General features: G+C 60.1%; 18 protein-coding genes and 1 pseudogene. 12 read left to right on the top strand and 7 right to left on the bottom strand.

What is annotated here, in order from left to right; genetic code table 11:
• The first annotated feature begins 54 nt into the window (after positions 1-54).
• The 4 genes from HZ993_RS24935 (at position 55) to HZ993_RS03860 (ending at position 1,875) form a co-directional block, all read left to right on the top strand.
• Entirely contained in the window at positions 55-360 is a 306-nt protein-coding gene (locus HZ993_RS24935; RefSeq protein WP_209395959.1) for a transposase, read from the top strand.
• Between the two features lie 388 nt (positions 361-748).
• Positions 749-1,081: a type II toxin-antitoxin system RelE/ParE family toxin gene (locus tag HZ993_RS03870; RefSeq protein ID WP_209395958.1), complete on the top strand. Its 333-nt coding sequence runs from the start codon at positions 749-751 to the stop codon at positions 1,079-1,081.
• Positions 1,068-1,415 (top strand): helix-turn-helix domain-containing protein, encoded by a 348-nt coding sequence (locus HZ993_RS03865; protein ID WP_209395957.1) that lies wholly within the window; start codon positions 1,068-1,070, stop codon positions 1,413-1,415. The genes HZ993_RS03870 and HZ993_RS03865 overlap by 14 nt, the downstream gene beginning before the upstream one ends.
• On the top strand, positions 1,402-1,875 hold the full coding sequence (locus tag HZ993_RS03860; protein ID WP_209395956.1) for a hypothetical protein: 474 nt from the start codon (positions 1,402-1,404) through the stop codon (positions 1,873-1,875). The genes HZ993_RS03865 and HZ993_RS03860 overlap by 14 nt, the downstream gene beginning before the upstream one ends.
• 105 nt (positions 1,876-1,980) lie before the next feature.
• On the opposite strand, the gene HZ993_RS03855 is transcribed toward HZ993_RS03860, so the two are convergent.
• Entirely contained in the window at positions 1,981-2,751 is a 771-nt protein-coding gene (locus HZ993_RS03855; RefSeq protein ID WP_305847093.1) for a 3-hydroxybutyrate dehydrogenase, read from the bottom strand.
• Between the two features lie 106 nt (positions 2,752-2,857).
• On the opposite strand from HZ993_RS03855, the gene HZ993_RS03850 reads away from it, so the two are divergent.
• From HZ993_RS03850 to HZ993_RS03825, 6 genes are all read left to right on the top strand, one after another.
• On the top strand, positions 2,858-3,760 hold the full coding sequence (locus HZ993_RS03850) for an alpha/beta fold hydrolase (RefSeq protein ID WP_209395954.1): 903 nt from the start codon (positions 2,858-2,860) through the stop codon (positions 3,758-3,760).
• A gap of 21 nt (positions 3,761-3,781) precedes the next feature.
• Complete coding sequence (locus HZ993_RS03845; protein WP_209395953.1) at positions 3,782-6,013, top strand: bifunctional (p)ppGpp synthetase/guanosine-3',5'-bis(diphosphate) 3'-pyrophosphohydrolase; 2,232 nt, start codon at positions 3,782-3,784, stop codon at positions 6,011-6,013.
• Positions 6,014-6,129: 116 nt separating this feature from the next.
• On the top strand, positions 6,130-7,518 hold the full coding sequence (gene yjjJ, locus HZ993_RS03840) for a type II toxin-antitoxin system HipA family toxin YjjJ (protein WP_209395952.1): 1,389 nt from the start codon (positions 6,130-6,132) through the stop codon (positions 7,516-7,518).
• Between the two features lie 99 nt (positions 7,519-7,617).
• Positions 7,618-8,934, top strand: a complete 1,317-nt coding sequence (locus tag HZ993_RS03835; RefSeq protein ID WP_209395951.1) for a methyl-accepting chemotaxis protein — start codon at positions 7,618-7,620, stop codon at positions 8,932-8,934.
• A gap of 24 nt (positions 8,935-8,958) precedes the next feature.
• Entirely contained in the window at positions 8,959-10,422 is a 1,464-nt protein-coding gene (gene sbcB / locus HZ993_RS03830) for an exodeoxyribonuclease I (RefSeq protein ID WP_209395950.1), read from the top strand.
• Between the two features lie 66 nt (positions 10,423-10,488).
• Positions 10,489-10,965 (top strand): peptidylprolyl isomerase, encoded by a 477-nt coding sequence (locus HZ993_RS03825; RefSeq protein WP_209395949.1) that lies wholly within the window; start codon positions 10,489-10,491, stop codon positions 10,963-10,965.
• 408 nt (positions 10,966-11,373) lie between these two features.
• On the opposite strand, the gene HZ993_RS03820 is transcribed toward HZ993_RS03825, so the two are convergent.
• Complete coding sequence (locus HZ993_RS03820; protein WP_245213812.1) at positions 11,374-13,077, bottom strand: zinc-ribbon domain-containing protein; 1,704 nt, start codon at positions 13,075-13,077, stop codon at positions 11,374-11,376.
• A gap of 21 nt (positions 13,078-13,098) precedes the next feature.
• Positions 13,099-13,500: pseudogene (locus tag HZ993_RS24930) on the bottom strand (zinc-ribbon domain-containing protein); the annotation flags it as partial.
• 294 nt (positions 13,501-13,794) lie between these two features.
• Between HZ993_RS24930 and HZ993_RS03815 the strand changes: the two are divergent.
• Positions 13,795-14,124, top strand: a complete 330-nt coding sequence (locus tag HZ993_RS03815) for a type II toxin-antitoxin system PrlF family antitoxin (protein WP_209395947.1) — start codon at positions 13,795-13,797, stop codon at positions 14,122-14,124.
• Positions 14,117-14,602: a type II toxin-antitoxin system YhaV family toxin gene (locus HZ993_RS03810; RefSeq protein ID WP_209395946.1), complete on the top strand. Its 486-nt coding sequence runs from the start codon at positions 14,117-14,119 to the stop codon at positions 14,600-14,602. Before HZ993_RS03815 ends, HZ993_RS03810 begins: the two co-directional genes overlap by 8 nt.
• Before the next feature lie 58 nt (positions 14,603-14,660).
• On the opposite strand, the gene HZ993_RS03805 is transcribed toward HZ993_RS03810, so the two are convergent.
• From HZ993_RS03805 to upp, 4 genes are all read right to left on the bottom strand, one after another.
• A complete protein-coding gene (locus tag HZ993_RS03805; RefSeq protein ID WP_245213811.1) occupies positions 14,661-14,831 on the bottom strand; it encodes a hypothetical protein in 171 nt (56 codons plus the stop codon).
• Positions 14,832-14,913: 82 nt separating this feature from the next.
• The gene (locus tag HZ993_RS03800) at positions 14,914-16,266 is read right to left on the bottom strand and encodes an amidohydrolase family protein (protein ID WP_209395945.1); all 1,353 of its coding nucleotides are present in this window, start codon (positions 16,264-16,266) and stop codon (positions 14,914-14,916) included.
• 66 nt (positions 16,267-16,332) lie between these two features.
• The gene (locus HZ993_RS03795) at positions 16,333-17,325 is read right to left on the bottom strand and encodes a nucleotidyltransferase domain-containing protein (RefSeq protein ID WP_209395944.1); all 993 of its coding nucleotides are present in this window, start codon (positions 17,323-17,325) and stop codon (positions 16,333-16,335) included.
• A gap of 64 nt (positions 17,326-17,389) precedes the next feature.
• Positions 17,390-18,043: a uracil phosphoribosyltransferase gene (gene upp, locus HZ993_RS03790; RefSeq protein ID WP_209395943.1), complete on the bottom strand. Its 654-nt coding sequence runs from the start codon at positions 18,041-18,043 to the stop codon at positions 17,390-17,392.
• Positions 18,044-18,069 lie beyond the last annotated feature (26 nt).

The following is an 18,069-nucleotide window of genomic DNA, read 5'->3' as shown; positions in this document are numbered from 1 at the left end:
GTCTAGGGTGGCAAGCGCCTGGAGCGCCTGGAGCGCTTGCAGGGCGAGGAGTTTGTGCGCCGCTTCCTGTCGCACATCCTGCCCACCGGTCTCAAGCGCATCCGCCACTACGGGGTGCTCGCCTCAGCCTGCAAAGGAGTCCAACTCACAGCGGCCCGTCAGTCCCTGCACATGCCGCAGCCAAGCGTGCAGGCCATGGAGTGTGCCCGAGACTTTATGGCACGGGTGGCCAAAATCGATGTGCACTTGTGTCCCTGTTGCAAGGTGGGACGGCTGCACATCACAGCCGTGTTGCAGGGGCCGGCACGACTGCCAGCGCCAGCGCGCACGATGATGCCATCGAGCCGGGGGCCACCATGAGAGGTGGGTGTGGCGATGGTTTGGTATCACAGCGCAACAGGCGCAGGGGTGTTCCTGCACGATGCACTCACTCAGGTCGCGTACAGCGGGAGGAAGCATGATGGATAACTTGTCAATCGACACGGACCCACAACGGCAGGCTGCGGCTTCACCGCTCGTGTTGGTGGTCCGGTCATCTTTACGTTAAATCGCACTATGCGTGAGTCCAATGACTGGCGATTGACCAACCAAGAGAGCTACCTATGCAGCCCTCGAACTATTCGGAACGTGGAGTATTGAACTTCCCTTTTGGCGACGCATGCCAAGTTGGGCACCTTCACGTTAAATTTCACGCAAATTGCTTGAGGCTAGCATCACCTAATTATCTCAAAAGTGCTATATTCTTTGCATGAAGTGGGAGATCAAATATCACGATGAGAAGTTGCAGGCTGATGTGCTGGCATTGCCGCCGGGAATTTTGGCCAGATACTTTCATTGCACCGATCGTATGGTTGAGTTTGGTCCAGATTTAGGAATGCCTCACACGCGGGCAATGAGCATGGGGCTTTTCGAGTTGCGTTTGAAATCCCGTGAGGGTATTGGGCGGGTGTTTTATTGCACTTTGGTGGATCGCAAGATCGTCATGCTCCACCAGTTTGTAAAGAAGACCGATAAGACACCTCCTAAAGAATTGGCACTTGCGCGCAAGCGAATGAAGGAGTGGAAAAATGTTGACACATAAACAACTTCGCACCAAGGCATTGGCTACTGCTGAGGTAAAGGCGGAATACGAAAAACTGGCTGACGAGTTTTCGCTTTTGGACGAATTCTTGAAGGCTCGGGCGGCGCAAGGTCTGACCCAAGCGCAGGTGGCAGAAAAGATCGGTACCACGCAGTCTGCAGTTGCGCGTATGGAATCGGGTAGTGGCAAGCATTCACCATCTCTGGCAACGCTGACCAAGTATGCAGATGCCTTGGGGTGCAAGTTGGAGGTTCGTTTGGTCCGCAGGCCTCGGTCAACGAAGAATGCAACTGGTCGTCCAAGCCCGACGACGCCCAAACGTGTTGCTGCTTGACGTCAACGGTGTCCGTCAGATTGAAATGACCGCACGCGTTCAATTGTCCCTCCTCCTCGATGCCTACGAGTGGGCTAGTGCCACCGGGCCCTACGCGAACGCTGCTTATGTGAGCCGCGAGTCGGGGCAAATTTGGCTAGTCTCAGACTTCGACGACATGGGGGAGGAACCACCGGAAGACGTGGGCGACGAGTCCTTGTACGCCACCGTCCCGAAAAAGAACGAACTTGATCTTGGGAGAAGCCTTGCATTGCGTTTTGCCGACGCACAGCTGCCGCAGTACGCTTCGCAGATCAGAGGCTTCTTCAGCAAGCCTGGGGCGTACGCGAAATTCAAGGATCTGCTGCATGCCCAGGGCGCTCTTGAGGCTTGGTACGCTTACGAATCTGCCGGCGTGCAGGAAGCTCTGCGCGCTTGGGCGGCGGAGAATGACTTGGAACTCGTCGAAGAAGCGCGGTGACGGCCAATAGTGGCTGCAGAATCTACCAGAGCCACATCCACTACAAAGTTGATAGCGCCGTAGTAAGATTCTGCGGGGGCTAGAGCCCAAAATCGTTCAAAGCCCTTATTGGGCCGTCCAACCGCCATCCATGTTCCAGGCCACGCCACGCACGTTGTTACCTGCAGGGGAGCAGAAGAATACGGCGAGTGCACCCAGCTCTTCGGGTGTGGTGAATTGCATGGAGGGCTCTTTCTCGCCCAGCAGCAGCTTGGTGGCTTCTTCGTTGCTGATCTTCAGGGCAGCAGCCTTGGCATCCACCTGTTTTTGCACCAGCGGTGTGAGCACCCAGCCGGGGCAGATGGCGTTGCAGGTGACGCCGGTGGTGGCGTTCTCCAGCGCGGTCACCTTGGTCAGGCCCACCACACCGTGTTTGGCGGCCACATAGGCTGACTTTTCGGCAGATGCCACCAGGCCATGGATGGAGGCCACGTTGATGATGCGGCCCCAGTTGCGCTCGCGCATGGCGGGTAGCGCCAGGCGGGTGGCGTGGAAGGCGCTGCTCATGTTGATGGCGATGATGGCATCCCACTTTTCCACCGGGAAGTTCTCGATGCGCGCTACGTGCTGGATGCCGGCGTTGTTGACCAGGATGTCCAGGCTGCCAAAGGTCTTGCTGGCGAAGGCAATCATGTCTTCGATCTCGGCGGGTTTGCTCATGTCGGCGCCGTGGTAGGCCACCTGCACGCCCAGAGCGGCCACTTCGGCCTTGGGGCCTTCCACATCACCAAAGCCGTTGAGCACGATGTTGGCGCCCTGGGCCGCCAAAGCCTTGGCAATGCCGAGGCCAATGCCGCTGGTGGAACCGGTAACAAGAGCTGTTTTACCTTTGAGCATGGTCATCCTTTTAATCAATTACGATTCACCCATGGCATTGAACTTGCGAAACCCATCTCACACATGACCAATGCCCTGGCCTTCATTATCAAACCCCCATTGCACCATGTCTGACCCTAAGCTGAATTACTTACCGTGCCCCGACACCGACTCGGGCCATCGCATGGCATTTTGGGAGTGGGGCGACCCGCAAGCCACCCACGTCGTGGTGTGTGTGCACGGCCTGTCTCGCCAGGGGCGCGACTTTGATGTGCTGGCCCAGGCCCTGGTGGCCAAGGCCGGTGGTGCCTTGCGTGTGATTTGCCCCGACGTGGTGGGCCGCGGCAAGAGCGACTGGCTGGCAGACCCGCAGGGCTACCAAATTCCCTCTTACGCTGGCGACATGATGGCCCTGCTGATGCACCTGAAGCCGACCACCCAGACGCTGGACTGGGTGGGCACCAGCATGGGCGGCCTGATCGGCATGGCCGTGTTTGGGCAAAAGCAGTTTCCGCTGCCGCTGCAGGTGCGCCGCCTGGTGCTCAACGATGTGGGGCCTAGCATCCAGTGGGAGGCGCTGGCCCGCATCGGTGCCTACCTGGGGCGTGAGGTCAAGTTTGATTCGCTGCAGCAGGCGGCCGATGCCATGTGGTCCATTTCTTCCAGTTTTGGGCCCCACACGCCCGAGCAGTGGATGGAGCTGTCCCGCCACATGGTCAAGCCCGTGCCGGGATCTGACTCTGCGGTCACACTGCATTACGATCCTGCCATTGCCGTGCCTTTTACCGCAGTTACGCAAGAGGCTGCCACCCAGGGTGAGGCCATGTTGTGGGCCTTGTATGACGGCCTGCAGGCGCAGACCCTGGTGCTGCGTGGCGCCCAGTCCGACCTGCTGTCGCCGCAGACCGCCAAGATGATGACCGAGCGTGGCCCCAAGGCGCGTCTGGTGGAGTTTGCCGGTGTAGGCCACGCGCCCACGCTGATTGCGCCGGACCAGGTGGAGGCTGTGACCGGCTTTGTGCTGGGCTGAATCCATGCCTGTTGTGCTTCCATGAAGAGTCTCTCGTCCGAACACGCGCCCACAGCGCCGGTGATTGCTGCCACGGCTGCCAGCCTGCCCGAGCAGGCCGACGCGCTGGCGCGTGCCCGCGCCTTTGCCGAACCGCTGCTCAGCAGCGCGGAGCTGGATACCGGTGAAAACGTGCTGGCCCATGCCGACGCCGTGGCCCGCATCCTGCATAGCATTGGTGGATCGCAGGCCATGCAGGCGGCCTGCTACCTGGTCTACACCTGCGACCACCTGAACAAGCCGCACGAGGTGATTGCCAAGGCCTTTGGCAGCAACTTTGCCGACTTGGCCATGGAGACCACCAAGCTGGTGCGGGTGCAGCGCATGGCGCGTATCGCCCAGCAGTCGGCCAGCCACGCCGCCACCCCCATACCCATGGCCCAGACGGCCGCCGCGCAGACCGAGAGTGTGCGTAAGATGCTGCTGGCCTTCTCGCGTGATCTGCGCGTGGTCATGCTGCGCCTGGCTTCGCGGCTGCAGACGCTGCGCCACTTTGCAGCTACCAAGCTTGTCCTGCCGCCCGGGTTGGCCAGCGAGTCGCTTCAGGTGTTTGCCCCCTTGGCCAACCGCCTGGGTATCTGGGAAATCAAGTGGGAGATAGAAGACCTGTCCTTCCGCTTCCTGGAGCCCGACACCTACCGCCATGTTGCCCGGCTGCTGGACGAAAAGCGGGTGGAGCGCGAAGCCCATGTCGAGAAACTGCGCCTGCAGCTGGCGCATGACCTGAGCCAGCAGGGCATACACGCCACCGTGCAGGGGCGTCCCAAACACATCTACAGCATTGTTAAAAAGATGCGCGGCAAGTCGCTGGGCTTCGACCAGGTATACGACATACGCGCGCTGCGCATCGTGGTGCCCACGGTGCCCGATTGTTATGCGGCCCTGGGCTGGGTGCACGACCACTTCACCCCGGTGCCCGACGAGTTTGACGACTACATTGCCCGGCCCAAGGCCAATGGTTACCAGTCGTTGCACACCGTGGTGCGTGACGCGACCGGCCAGCCCATCGAAGTACAGGTGCGCACCCAGGCCATGCACGACCATGCCGAGACCGGTGTTGCCGCCCATTGGGCCTACAAGGAAGCGGGTGCCAAAGGCTACGGTGGCAGCGTCACCGCGGCGGGCGAGTACGACGCCAAGATCGCCGTGCTGCGCCAACTGCTGGCCTGGGAGCGCGATCTGTCGGGCGCACAAGAGGGCAGTCAGCAGGACAGGGTGAGTTTTGACGACCGCATCTACGTGCTGACCCCCAACGCGGCCATTGTGGAGCTGCCCCAGGGCGCCACCGCGGTGGACTTTGCCTACAGCGTGCACACCACCCTGGGCCACCGCTGTCGCGGCGCGCGGGTAGATGGTGTCATGGTGCCGTTGAATACGCCGCTCAAAAACGGCCAGACGGTAGAGGTGAGTACGGTCAAGGAGGGTGGCCCGTCGCGCGACTGGCTCAACCCGGAGCTGGGCTTTCTGGTCAGCCACCGCGCGCGCGCCAAGGTGCGCGCCTGGTTCAACGCGCTGGCCATGGGCGAGACGGTTGCAAAGGGCCGCGAGGCGGTGGAGAAACTGTTGCAGCGTGAAGGCAAGACGGCCGTCAAGCTGGACGATCTGGCTTCACAACTGGGCTTTAACTCCGCCGACGACTTGTTTGAGGTGGTGGGCAAAGACGAGTTCTCGCTGCGCAACATCGAACTGCTGCTGCGCCCGCCCGAGCCTGCGGCTGCGCAAGACGATTACCTGCCGCTCAAAAAGCCACGCGCCACGGGCGGCAAAGGTGGTGTTCTCGTGGTGGGGGTCGATTCACTGATGACGCAGTTGGCCAAATGCTGCAAGCCGGCACCGCCCGACGCCATTTGCGGCTTTGTGACCCGCGGCAAGGGCGTCAGCGTGCACCGCGCCGACTGCTCCAACCTGCGCAACATGGTCACCCGCAGCGGCGACCGTGTGATTGAGGTGGAGTGGGGTGGCAAGACCGGGGGCGATGGCTCTGTCTACCCGGTCGATGTGGCCGTGGAGGCCAACGACCGCCAGGGTCTGCTGCGCGACATCTCCGAGGTGTTCGCCAAGGAAAAGATGAATGTGATCGGCGTGCAGACCCAGTCGATACGCGGTATTGCGTGGATGACGTTCACCGTGGAGGTGAGTGATTCCGGCCGGCTGAACCGGGTGCTGGGCATTGTGGCGGACCTGAATGGGGTGCGGGCGGCACGGCGGCGGTGAAGGTAAATCGATAAAATATCGAATCACAAAAACCACAGGGTTGGCATAAGTTACATGTTAATCCATTGGTAAATTAGTTTTCATGTGGCAAAATATTGATTCAAAAATCGAATCACATGCCGCCAAAAATACTGGACATTCCCCGCACGCAGCTGCCCCGACTGTTGCAAAGTAGCCCCGGCGCCAAAAGCACGGAGCTGGCGGCCCTGGCGCAGGTCAGTACGCCCACCATGGTGCGCATGCTCAATGAGGCCGGTGACAGTGTTTTGCGCCTGGGCAAGGCCCGTGGTACGCGATATTTTTTGCGCCGCGCCCTGCGGGGGCAGACCAGTTCCGCACCCGTCTATGCCATCAACCGCGAGGGCATCCCGTCCCAGGTGGGCCAGCTGGAACTGATTGCGCCGCGGGGCACGGTGCTGGATGTGGCGGCCATGGGTTGGCCCATCGAGCAGGAATTTGCCCAGGGCGTATGGCCCGACGGCCTGCCATACCCGCTGCAGGATATGAAGCCCCAGGGTTTTCTGGGACGGCAGTTTGCACACCTGGAGTCCAAGGGGCTGGGTGTTTCACCTAATCCCAGGGAGTGGAGTGATGACGATGTGCTGGTCATCTTGCTGGGCCGGGGCGTGGACACCAGTGGCAACCTCATCGTCGGTGATACGGCATTGGACTTGTGGCTGCAGCACAAGGCCGGACCGCAAGCCGTGCTCGCGGAGGGCGACACACTGGCAGGTTATCTGGCGTATGCAGAGCAGGCCAGTGCACGGGGTGCTGCAGGCTCTAGCGCCGGGGGCGAATTCCCCAAGTTCACGGTGCAGCGTGCGCTGCAGGGCGCCCACACGCCACATGCCATCGTGAAATTTTCGGCCAACGATACGTCGGATACGGTCCAGCGCTGGTCGGACCTGCTGGTTTGCGAACACCTGGCTCTGCAGGCCATACGCACCATCCCACAGGTCCACAGTGCCAACAGCCGGGTGTTGCAACACGGCGGGCGCACCTTCCTGGAGCTGGAGCGGTTTGATCGCCACGGCCTGTTTGGCCGCAGCCCCCTGTGCAGCCTGGACGCACTGGAGGCCGCCATATTGCCTACTACCAGTACCGACTGGGGTGATGCGGGCGACAAGATGCAAGCCCAGGGTTGGCTAGGCAGTGAAGCTGCGGTGCAATTGCGCACCATCTGGGCTTTTGGCAAACTCATCGCCAATGCAGACATGCACAAGGGCAATGTGAGCTTTGTGCCGGAGGCCAACAGCCTGCGGGTTGCGCCGGTGTACGACATGCTGCCCATGGCCTACGCGCCGCTGGCTGGTGGCGAAATCCCTAAGACGGTGTATGCCCCCGGCCTGCCCACGCCAAAGGACCGTGCCGCTTGGCTGGCGGCCAGCCGCGCAGCATTGGCTTTTTGGGAAGTGGCTGCGGCCGACCCACGTATCAGCGCGCGTTTTCGCACGGTGTGCAAATCCAACCTGCGGGAACTGGAGCGTCTGGTCGCGCTGGCCTGAACCGCGCCTGCTGGTTTGCACCCCTTTTCGCGGGTTCACACTGCCCCATGGCCTCCCCGCGTCTGCTAAATTAGCTCCATAACCCAGGAGACCTGCCGCATGTTCAATCAGCTCACCCTCAAGCAACGCGTAGTCCTTCAGTTGTTGCTCAACGTCACCCTGCAGGTAGTGGTGGTCACCGGCGTGTTGATGGATTGGAGCAAGATGACCCTGATCCTCAGCAGCCTGGGCGTGGGGCTGTTCATGTTATGGCTGTATCTGGACAGCGCGCTAGCCAGTAGGCAGTTTGTGGAGGAGCTGATCTCGGGCGCCGAGCGCATGGGCCAGGGTGATTTGACCAAGGATGTATCCACCAGCTTTGGCAACCCCACGCTGCGCGAAGGCCTGGGCACCATGCAGGCGCTGCAGACACGCATACGCTCCATGCTGGGCGCGCTCAATGAAGGGGCCTGGCAGGTCAGCAATGCATCCAGCGAAATCGCCGCCGGCAACCAGGATTTGAGTCGCCGTACCGAGCAGGGCAGTTCCGAACTGCAATCCGCCTCCAGCGCGATGAAAGAGATGACGGACGCCGCCGCCCAAAGCTCAGAAGCCATGCAAAAGGCCACCAGCCTGAGCCAGGGCACCAGCGCCCTGGTACACACCAGTGGCGCGGTGGTGAACCAGGCCGTGGCGGCCATGGGCGAGATCAACAACTCGTCGCGCAAGATTGCCGACATCATTTCCGTCATCGATGGCATTGCTTTTCAGACCAATATCCTGGCTTTGAATGCCGCCGTGGAAGCGGCCCGCGCCGGCGAGCAGGGGCGTGGTTTTGCCGTGGTGGCATCTGAGGTGCGCAGCCTGGCCGGTCGTTCTGCCGAAGCGGCCAAGGAAATCAAGAGCCTTATCACCGCTTCGGTCGAGCAGGTGGAGAAGGGCGCCGGCCTAGTCAATGACGCGGGCGAGAAGATGGGCGAAGTGGTCAAGGCCATCGAAGAGGTGTCCAGCCTGATCGTGGAGGCCAGCGGCAAGTCGCAGCAGCAGACACGGGGTCTGCACGAGATATCCACCACGCTGGAGCATCTGGACGTGGCCATGCAACAAAACGCCGCGCTGGTGGAGCAGGAAACCGCAGCCGCAGAAAGCCTGAAACACCAGGCCGCCAAGCTGCACGCCCTGGTGGGTGAGTTCAAACTGCAGGGCAATATGGCCGGTGCGCCGCCCCAGGCCGCCCCGCACCGCGCAAAACCCGCGCCCGCCGCCCGGCCTGCCGCTGCGGCTAACCGTGCGCCGGCACCCAAGGCCATTGCAAAACCCGCGGCCAAACCAGCCGGCAAGCCCTTGCAGAAACTGGCAGCACCCGCGAAGCCCCAAGCCGCGGTTGCCCCGAAACCAGCCGCCCGCGGCGCGGATGACGACTGGGAAACCTTCTAAGGACTGGCGTCGTCCATCACCCCCATGGACAACAGCCTCAGCAGCAGCCACACCTTCCTCTGGCACGACTACGAAACCTTTGGCGCCGTGCCCCGGCGCGACCGGCCCGCCCAGTTTGCCGCCATCCGCACCGATGCAGACTTGAACGAGCTGGGCGAGCCCATCATGCTGTTCTGCCAGCCCGCGCCTGACTTTTTGCCCGACCCGCAGAGCTGCCTGATCACCGGCATCACACCGCAACAGTGCTTGCAGCAGGGCGTGCCCGAGCACCAGTTCGCCGCGACGATTGAACAGGCCTTCAGCCTGCCCGGCACCATAGGCGTGGGCTATAACACGATCCGGTTTGATGACGAGATCACACGCTTCATGTTCTGGCGCAACCTGATCGACCCCTATGCCCGTGAGTGGCAGAACCAGTGTGGCCGTTGGGATTTGCTGGATGTGGTGCGTACGGCCTATGCCTTGCGCCCCGAGGGCATTGAATGGCCGACCAAGCCCGAAGGCGGTGCCAGCTTCAAGCTCACCGACCTCAGCGCCGCCAACGGCCTGCTGCACGAGGCGGCGCACGACGCGCTGAGCGATGTACGTGCCACCATCGCGCTGGCCCGGCTGATCAAGACTGCACAACCCCGTCTGTTTGACTTTTGCCTGGGCCTGCACAAAAAAGACCGTGTGGCGGCAGAGCTGGGCCTGCCCACCGCGCCGCGGAACGCCCGGCCCTTTTGGCATGTATCAGGCATGTTCCCAGCCGAGCGGGGTTGCCTGGCCCTGATGTGGCCGCTGGCCATGCACCCCAAGAACAAAAACGAGTTGATTGCGTGGGATTTAGCCTTTGACCCGCGCGAGCTGGAGTCGCTCAAACCTGCGGACCTGCGTCTGCGGCTGTTCAGCAAGACCTCAGACTTGCCCAAGGGCGTGGCGCGTTTGCCGGTCAAGACCATCCATCTGAACAAATCGCCGATGGTGATGGCCAACTTGAAGGTGCTGTCGCCCGCCATGGCACAGCGCTGGGGTATTGATGTGGAAGCCCAACTGCGCCACGCCGAGTGGGCGCGCGACCTGCCGGACATGAGCGCCATCTGGCCCGAGGTGTTTGAGCGGCCCGAAGCCCTTGCGCCGCTGGACGTAGATGAAGACCTGTACGGCGGTTTTGTGGGCAATGCGGATAGACGCCGCCTGAACGATCTGAGGGCCATGTCGCCCCAGCAGTTGAGTAGCGCCCATCCGGCTTTTGAAGACGCGCGGCTGCCAGAGCTGCTGTTCCGTTACCGGGCGCGCAATTTCCCCGAGGTGTTGACGGACGAAGAGTCCGAACGCTGGGAGGCGCACCGGGCCGAGCGCCTGTTTGACGGGGCGAGTGGCTACCGCACAGTGGAGCAGCTGTTTGACCAAATTGACCAGTTGTCCGAGTCGGTAGACGAGCGCGGCGAGGCCATTTTGGGTGCCCTGTACGATTACGCCGAGTCCATCGCACCCCATCGGGAATAGAGGGGACTGAACTGCGGCGAAAATAGCGCCCATTCCTTAATTCCACGCATTTTGCACAATCCCATTATGAAAATCGACAAAGACACCGCCGTCACCCTGCGTTTCTCCGTAACCGACGCCGCTGGCAAGGTCATCGACAAGGGCACTGAGCCCATGGTCTACCTGCACGGTGGCTACGACAACATCTTCCCCAAGGTCGAAGAAGCGCTGGCAGGCCACGAAGCTGGCTACGAAGTCACGCTGACGCTGGCGCCCGAAGATTCCTTCGGCCAGCACAACCCGCAACTGATCACCACCATTGCCAAGAAGGACTTCCCGCCCGGCGTCAAGGTCGGCGGCCATCTGCAAGGCCGTGGCGAAGACGGCGAAGAGCATGTGTTCAACGTCGTCAAGATCAAGGGCGATACCGTGCACCTGGACGGCAACCACCCCCTGGCCGGCCAGACGCTGAAGTTTGGCATCAAGGTGGTGGAAGTGCGTGCTGCTTCGGCAGAAGAGATTGCGCACAAGCACGTGCACGGGGAGCATGGGCACCACCATTGAGGGGTTTGGTGCTTGCTAAGTCGTCTGTTGGTTGCTATTGAATCAGTAGCGATTCACGCATATTGGACGAGGGCTAGCGGCCCGTTTCTCTTGAAACTAAAGCCTGTTTGTGGTTCGCGTACGGCGGGCGCCGTGGCTCACGTTCTCCGGCTCGCGTCGCGGGTGGACAGGGCTGGTTAACCTGCGCGATTGCGTTAACACCCGCCAGGCACGCCAGCTCTAGTGGCAACCGCAAGTGCGGCCTGCGCCCGTAAGCCACGCCACCCTCCTCGGGTGGTTTCGTTGTGGCGATGAAGCAAAATTCGGCTTGAACCCATTGCTTTTAAGCTACGTCCATGGTGAAAGTGCTTTGGGCTGGTTGCAGACCCAGAGGGCAACCACATTAAGGCGGTACTCGCCAGCCGCCCGTTACTTTGATCCACATTGCGGACATCGGCGGTAATAGTTGGGCGATACGCTCCACACATGATTGCAATCTGGGCAAAGCCACCAAACCAACTTTGTACTTTGTCGCCCTACGTCGTCAGGTGTAAGGCCGATATTGAGTGTGGGATGCCATCTCATTGCCAATTCGGGCGCATTTTCCCTGAGGGTCCCGTACAACTTTAGTCGCCTCAACCTCATCTGTTCGCCGGCAAGCGTCCGGGAGCACTTCGGGCACCCGAGCTTTGCAATCACTCGGTGCTGCACATTTGCTTGCCACGAGGTATCGCAGCCAGCGCACTTCCACCAGACCTTGCGGCCTGACTGACTGCGAACGTCCTCGGGTTGAAGGGGCGCGTTCTTCTCCGAATCCCAGGTTGCTGCAATTTCTGGATAGAGGGCAGCCAGGGAAGTGCTTGCATCGGTGTACAGACCGGAACAGTATGGGCAGCCTGAACCTTTTGCCCTGCGATCTACGGTGGCCTCCCATTCATGCCCTCTTTTTAAACATTTCCACCACACCTTTCTGTGCGACCCTGGTCCGATGCGCTCAGGCGCAACTGAGTTGTTCTTCTCGAAATTCCATTCAGGAACCAGGTCAGGTCGGAGCACAGCCAGACTGTTATCCGCTCCAATCTTTTTGTTGACGCAATACGGGCATCCGCCGCCGACGGCGCGGGCGTAAATCGCAGCCTGCCACTCGTGGCCATTCGCCAAGCACTTCCACCACACCACTCGGTTTGCCTTCGGCGCAAACATCGAAGGTTCCAGTGGAGCGTTGCGCTCACTATGCCATTCGGCCGCTGCCTTCGGATAAATTGCGCCAAACGACGCCCCATCCGGGGGAGACGGCAGATTCGCAATGATCTTTCGATACTCAGCGTCGGCTAACAAGCGATCTGTGGTGAGGTAACCGTCTACGATTCTGCAAGTTTCTACGTTTGCAACCACTGTGGATATTGCGGACACAAGCCGTTGAATGACTGACAGGTCAGTGTCCGAGCGCAGGTACTCAATATCCCAGCTGTTGAGTTTCTTCAGTGGGAGCTGGCGCAGCCGGATCACTCTTACACCCTGCGTTTCGCAAGTTGCATTTTTCCGAAGGTCCGCTGTGACCTTCCCAGAGTGCCAGTAATGACCGTCGATTTCGACACCGATTTTCAGGGTCGGCAGAAGTACATCGACTTGAACGCCCATCGCGTTGCTATGCCAAATTACGTCAGAAAAAAGCGCTTTCAGTTCTGTGAAAACGCGCGCTTCAAGAGCAGAGGTTCCTCCGCCACAAAAAGGACACCCTACGCCGTACTGACGTGAACTTATCGTGGCAGGCCATTCGTGCCCGCGCGCGCAGCTCCACCAGACTTTGACACTCGACAATGGCGTGAACTGTGCTGGCGTCTTTTCTCCGTTTCGCGACGAGTGCCATTCTGCGGCCAGCTCTGGGTTGATGGCGAGCAGCGAGTTGGTTGACGAAGTTTTCTGGCCACCGCAATACGGGCAACCAGAACCAGCCAATGATCGGTTTACAACGGTCGCTGCCCATTCATGCCCTGATTGGCACTTCCACCAAACCTTGCGGTTTGATTTCGGAGCAACATCAGCAGGGGTCAGCGGAGAGTTTTTCTCGGCATGCCACGACTCGGCAAGACTGGGAAACTTCGCCGCGAGACTTGTAGACTCGATGACCATGTTGCCGGAGCAGATTGGACAGCCCCTTCCTGCTACTCGTCCAGCGATACGCGAATGGTAAGAATGGCCTAGGTCACATTTCCACCAAGCCTTGCGATTTGCCTTGGGCATGACTTGGCTTGGTTTAAAACTGCCATTCTTTTCCGCGTCCCAATGCTTGGCTATGTCGGGGAATTGTGCTTCCAGCGACCGAGAAGGAGACACCCGTTTCCCTGCGCAGAAGCCACAACCCGACGGTCTGCCTGAAGTTCGCGATGCAACCGATGCCGGCCAACTTTCCCCGCACTTGTCGCACTTCCACCAAACCTTTGTGCGTGAGAACGGGGCAACGTCCGCAGGGGTGAGGTTTCCATTGCGATCATGGTCCCAGCTATTTGCAATATCCGGGAATGCTTGAGCCAGAGTATTCGTCGCACGTTTCATTGTCGCGCTTGCCTTATCTTGCGAACCTCAAGAGGGCGATTTCAGCCCAGGTGCGGTTGTTGTTGGCAATTGTGTCGGCGAGCATGCATTTGCATTCCATTCGTTTGAACCTTTAAGATTAAAGTGACCTGGGGCACTCTTGCGCGGTTGCGCTTTGATGCCAAGTTTGCGCCAAGCTAACCCGTTGCGTCGGTGAGAATTTTGAATTGAGCTGCTGGACCAACGTCTGGTATGGTGTTGGTAATGCAAATGCATTACCATGTGAAAAATCTCTTTTTTGAACCGGAGTGCACCATGCCCACCACCATGGAAGTCGAATCGACCTTGACCGAACGCTACCAGACCACGGTGCCCGCCTCCGTACGCAGTGCGTTGCGCCTGGGTAAACGCGACAAAATTCATTACAGCATCCGTCCTGGCGGCGAGGTGGTGTTGAGTCGAGCTGCCGATGTGGAGGCGGACGACCCTGCGATGGGTGCATTTTTGGGCTTTCTGGCACACGACATGACCCAGCATCCGGAGCACCTGCAAGCGGTGGATGCTGATTTGGTGGAGCGTATTCAGGCGCTGACCGCAGGTGTGGAGTTGGATATGGACGCGTCGTTGTCTCCTGACGATGAGTGAGCGTAAGAAGCCCAGCAGTCCGTCAGCGCGTTGGGTGGTGAATGGCTGGTCGGTATTTGCACATCCGCTGTTTTTGGCCCAGTTGCAGACCCTAACCTTGCAGGTTGAAACTCTAAAGACCAAAGACCCGCAGGGCTACATCAAAAAGAACGCGACCAAGCGTTTGGCGGCCATTCAAAAGTTGGCGTTTGAAGTCATTCCCCAAGACCCCACACGTGTCGAATACCGCCAGGGCGGCACCTTGGGCGACGAATACAAACACTGGTTTCGCGCCAAGTTTTTTCAGCAATACCGTCTGTTCTTCCGATACCACCTGCAAGCAAAAATTATTGTGCTGGCGTGGGTCAATGACGACGACACTAAGCGTGCCTACGACAGCAGTGATGATGCCTACCGCGTATTCCGAAAAATGCTGGAGAGTGGGCATCCGCCGGATGACTGGGATGCGTTGTTGGCGCAAGCGAAGGCCAGCAAGTAGGCAGTCCGTGTGACGGTCAAATTTTCTTCTCTCGTAGCAGGAAGAATGTTGATGGCCATTACTTGTGGCGTTGGCGCACTGCGGCCAGTTGCGCACGTGACTCTGCAATGGATATGCCTTTGCCTTGCCTGCGGTCTTTCTCACCCAAGGCCATGATTTTCAAGGCGGCGATGAGCGATTCCTTTTCCTGTAATTGCTTGATGCTTTCAATCACCATGAGCAACTTCATCTGCGACATACTTAAGAACTCTGCACTGTGGCGACGGTATTTGCTGCATTTTTTGTAGCGGCTTACGCAATATCCACGGGGGCTAGCACCCAGAATGCATCAACGAGGTCGTCTGTGGACGCCCCGGCAAGTTCAACGTCGCGATAGCCGCCGGCGTCTGAGCCACCCGCTTCCCGCGCCTGAACACCTGCAACCGCGTAGCCCTTAGCCGTATCGCCTCAATCGGGTCCTGCGCCTGCAGCAACACAAAGTCCGCGTTGCACCCCTTCTCAATCCCATAGCCTTCCAGATGCAGGATCTTCGCCGCGCTGGTGGTCACGGCCTCAAAACACTGGCGCATGGCAGCCTGGCTGGTCATCTGGGCTACGTGCAGGCCCATGCTGGCCACTTCCAGCATGTCGGCGCTGCCCAGCGAATACCAGGGGTCCATCACGCAGTCGTGGCCGAAGGCAACGGTCACGCCGTGGGCCAGCAACTCGGGCACGCGGGTCATGCCGCGGCGCTTGGGGTAGGTGTCGTGGCGGCCTTGTAGCGTGATGTTGATCAGTGGGTTGCTGATGATGCTGACACCGGCCTCGGCGATCAGCGGCAGCAGCTTGCTCACGTAGTAGTTGTCCATGCTGTGCATGGATGTGCAGTGGGAGCCAGTGACGCGGCCGTTCAGGCCCAGGCGCTGGGTTTCAAACGCCAGGGTTTCGATGTGGCGCGACAGCGGGTCGTCGGACTCGTCGCAGTGCATGTCCACCAGCTTGCCTTGCGCTGCAGCCAGTTCGCACAGCAGCTTGACGCTCAAGGCGCCGTCGGCCATGGTCCGCTCGAAGTGGGGGATACCGCCGACCACGTCCACACCCATGGCCAGCGCGCGTTGCAGCTTGTCCATGGCTTGGGGGTCGCGTAACACGCCGTCTTGTGGGAAGGCGACCAGTTGCAGATCCAGATACCGCGCGACGCGGCGTTTAACCTCCAGCAGCGCCTCCACAGCCAGCAGGCCACCCATGGCGCCGGGCCGCCCCAAGCCATGGGGCACCCCCGTGGGGGGGCGGGACGCAGTCCCTTGGGGGCTAATTCCGCAGATATCCACATGGCTGCGGATGGCGAGCAGGCCCTTGGCCACGGCCCAGTCGCAGTAAGCCAGGGCGCGCTCGACGAGTGCCTCCTGGGTTAGCTGCGGTTTGAGCTCGCCCCACAACGCAATGCCTTCGAGCAGCGTGCCGCTGGCATTGACGCGCGGCAGGCCGTAGCTCAGCGTGGCGTCCATGTGGAAATGGGCGTCGACGAAGGGTGGGCTCAGCAGCAGGCCTTGGGCATCAATCGTTTCCGTGGCTGGCGCCATCAGGCTAGGTGCTACGTCGGTGATGCGGCCGGCTTGCACCGCCACAGACATATTGGTGCGGCCGTCGGGCAGGGTGGCGTTGTGGATCAGCAGGTCGAGCATGGTGTTGTATGGGTAGTTACTGCAAATTTGATAGCTGCTAACGTAATAGTGACGGGGGCTATAGCCCTATTGGACTAACGGTGCCTCTCCCTCGGCAGGCAAGAAGTGCGGCAGGTATTCGCTCACCAGTTCGGTGACGATACGGGATTGCAGCGCGTCTTTGCCACTCTTGTTTGGGTCGCGCCCGACTTGCCTGGACAGCCCCAGCTTGATGCGCGCAAAGTCCAGCGGGTGGACGGTACGCATCAGCGCCATCTCGCCCGACGTCGCCACTACGACCTGGTCCATACGACGGGCCGATTGCAGCTTCTCGCCCATGGAGACTTGTACGGCCCAGAAGTCGTCGTCTTCATCGCTCATACGCAGCGGGTGCGGATCGGCGTCTTTTGCCGTGCGGCGGATGATGTCGACCTCAAAACCGTCCTGGTTGCGTGCGGTGTATAGCTGGTCTTCCACCACTTCAAAGCTGGGGTCCACCTTGCGCAGGACACCGATCAGCGAACTGTCGAGCTTCTTCATCGCGGTGAAGAAGGAAATGCGCTTGCGGGTGTCAAACAGGATGTCCACATCGCGGGTGGCCATGGCTTCCTCGGTTATGCGCACGCCTGCTGCAGTCTCGTAGGCAAACAGGGCGTGGGTGCCAACCACCATGAAGTGGTCCTGCACGCCGATGTTGTCCAGTGCATTGATCACGCCGACCACGACATTGGGTACGCGGCCCACGCGCAGTGCACGGTTTAGGCGTTGCTGCGTAGCCAATTGGGCCTTGAGTGCTTTGTGCCGCTCTTCGGCCGACTGCTTGCGTGCCATGAAACTGGCGTAGATGGCCTCTGTCTCGGCGCTGCGCACTCCCAAGGACTTTTGCGCACCGCTTGCGGACGTTCGGATCAGTGTCGGCTTGCCACGCAACTCCCGCCACAGCATGCTGCCACGTACTTCGGCTGCTGCCTTCTTTGCCTTGGCCAGCGCCAAGAATACAGTTTCTGCGTCAATGTACTGGCGCTTCTGGCTTTCCGACTGGTCGAGGAACAACGTGGTTGACGGTGTGTGGGGAGGCATGTTCAATGTATTTTTTGAATTTCAAATATTACATTGAACTATTAATGAAATCAATAACTTACAGTCACTGCGTGCCAAAAATCCGGTCGCCCGCATCACCCAGTCCCGGCAGGATGTAACCGTGGTCGTTCAGCTCCCGGTCAATGGCCGCGGTGTAGATTTCTACGTCAGGGTGTTCTTTGTACAGCGTGTTGATGCCTTCGGGGCAGGTCAGCAGGCACAAAAACTTGATGGACTTGGGTTTGCAGACCTTCAGGCGGGTGATACACGCCGCTGCCGAATTGCCGGTGGCCAGCATGGGGTCGACCACGATGATGTCGCGTTCTTCCATGGCCTTTGGCATCTTGAAGTAATACTCCACGGGCTGCAGTGTGGCCGGGTCGCGGTACAGGCCGATGTGGCCCACGCGGGCGCCGGGCACCACGGACAACACGCCGTCCAGGATGCCGTTGCCCGCGCGCAGGATGGACACAAACACCAGCTTCTTGCCGTCGATGACCTTGGCGGTCATCTTCTCCAGCGGGGTGTCGATCTCGATGTCCTGCGTGGCCATGTCGCGCGTCACCTCGTAGGCCATCAGGCTGGAGAGTTCGTTGAGCAGGCGGCGAAAGCTGTTGGTGCTGGCCTCTTTGTTGCGCATCAGGGTCAGCTTGTGCTGTACCAGGGGGTGGTCGATCAGGTGGACGTTGGCGCGGGCTGCGGGGTTGAGGGGTGTCATGGCAGTGGTAGGTAAGAAGCGGTTGC

The organism is Rhodoferax sp. AJA081-3 (assembly GCF_017798165.1).
Taxonomy (GTDB): Bacteria; Pseudomonadota; Gammaproteobacteria; order Burkholderiales; family Burkholderiaceae_C; genus Allorhodoferax.
The sequence above is the reverse complement of the archived record's forward strand: the minus strand, read 5'-3'. Positions and strand labels throughout refer to the sequence as shown.

What these genes read in the sequence shown, in the direction of transcription:
- HZ993_RS03870 (WP_209395958.1), top strand. Translation starts at nt 749, where the DNA reads ATGAAGTGGGAGATCAAATATCACGATGAGAAGTTGCAGGCTGATGTG.
- HZ993_RS03865 (WP_209395957.1), top strand. Translation starts at nt 1,068, where the DNA reads ATGTTGACACATAAACAACTTCGCACCAAGGCATTGGCTACTGCTGAG.
- HZ993_RS03855 (WP_305847093.1), bottom strand. Translation starts at nt 2,751, where the DNA reads ATGCTCAAAGGTAAAACAGCTCTTGTTACCGGTTCCACCAGCGGCATT.
- HZ993_RS03850 (WP_209395954.1), top strand. Translation starts at nt 2,858, where the DNA reads ATGTCTGACCCTAAGCTGAATTACTTACCGTGCCCCGACACCGACTCG.
- HZ993_RS03845 (WP_209395953.1), top strand. Translation starts at nt 3,782, where the DNA reads ATGAAGAGTCTCTCGTCCGAACACGCGCCCACAGCGCCGGTGATTGCT.
- yjjJ (WP_209395952.1), top strand. Translation starts at nt 6,130, where the DNA reads ATGCCGCCAAAAATACTGGACATTCCCCGCACGCAGCTGCCCCGACTG.
- HZ993_RS03835 (WP_209395951.1), top strand. Translation starts at nt 7,618, where the DNA reads ATGTTCAATCAGCTCACCCTCAAGCAACGCGTAGTCCTTCAGTTGTTG.
- sbcB (WP_209395950.1), top strand. Translation starts at nt 8,959, where the DNA reads ATGGACAACAGCCTCAGCAGCAGCCACACCTTCCTCTGGCACGACTAC.
- HZ993_RS03825 (WP_209395949.1), top strand. Translation starts at nt 10,489, where the DNA reads ATGAAAATCGACAAAGACACCGCCGTCACCCTGCGTTTCTCCGTAACC.
- HZ993_RS03820 (WP_245213812.1), bottom strand. Translation starts at nt 13,077, where the DNA reads ATGGTCATCGAGTCTACAAGTCTCGCGGCGAAGTTTCCCAGTCTTGCC.
- HZ993_RS03815 (WP_209395947.1), top strand. Translation starts at nt 13,795, where the DNA reads ATGCCCACCACCATGGAAGTCGAATCGACCTTGACCGAACGCTACCAG.
- HZ993_RS03810 (WP_209395946.1), top strand. Translation starts at nt 14,117, where the DNA reads ATGAGTGAGCGTAAGAAGCCCAGCAGTCCGTCAGCGCGTTGGGTGGTG.
- HZ993_RS03805 (WP_245213811.1), bottom strand. Translation starts at nt 14,831, where the DNA reads ATGAAGTTGCTCATGGTGATTGAAAGCATCAAGCAATTACAGGAAAAG.
- HZ993_RS03800 (WP_209395945.1), bottom strand. Translation starts at nt 16,266, where the DNA reads ATGCTCGACCTGCTGATCCACAACGCCACCCTGCCCGACGGCCGCACC.
- HZ993_RS03795 (WP_209395944.1), bottom strand. Translation starts at nt 17,325, where the DNA reads ATGCCTCCCCACACACCGTCAACCACGTTGTTCCTCGACCAGTCGGAA.
- upp (WP_209395943.1), bottom strand. Translation starts at nt 18,043, where the DNA reads ATGACACCCCTCAACCCCGCAGCCCGCGCCAACGTCCACCTGATCGAC.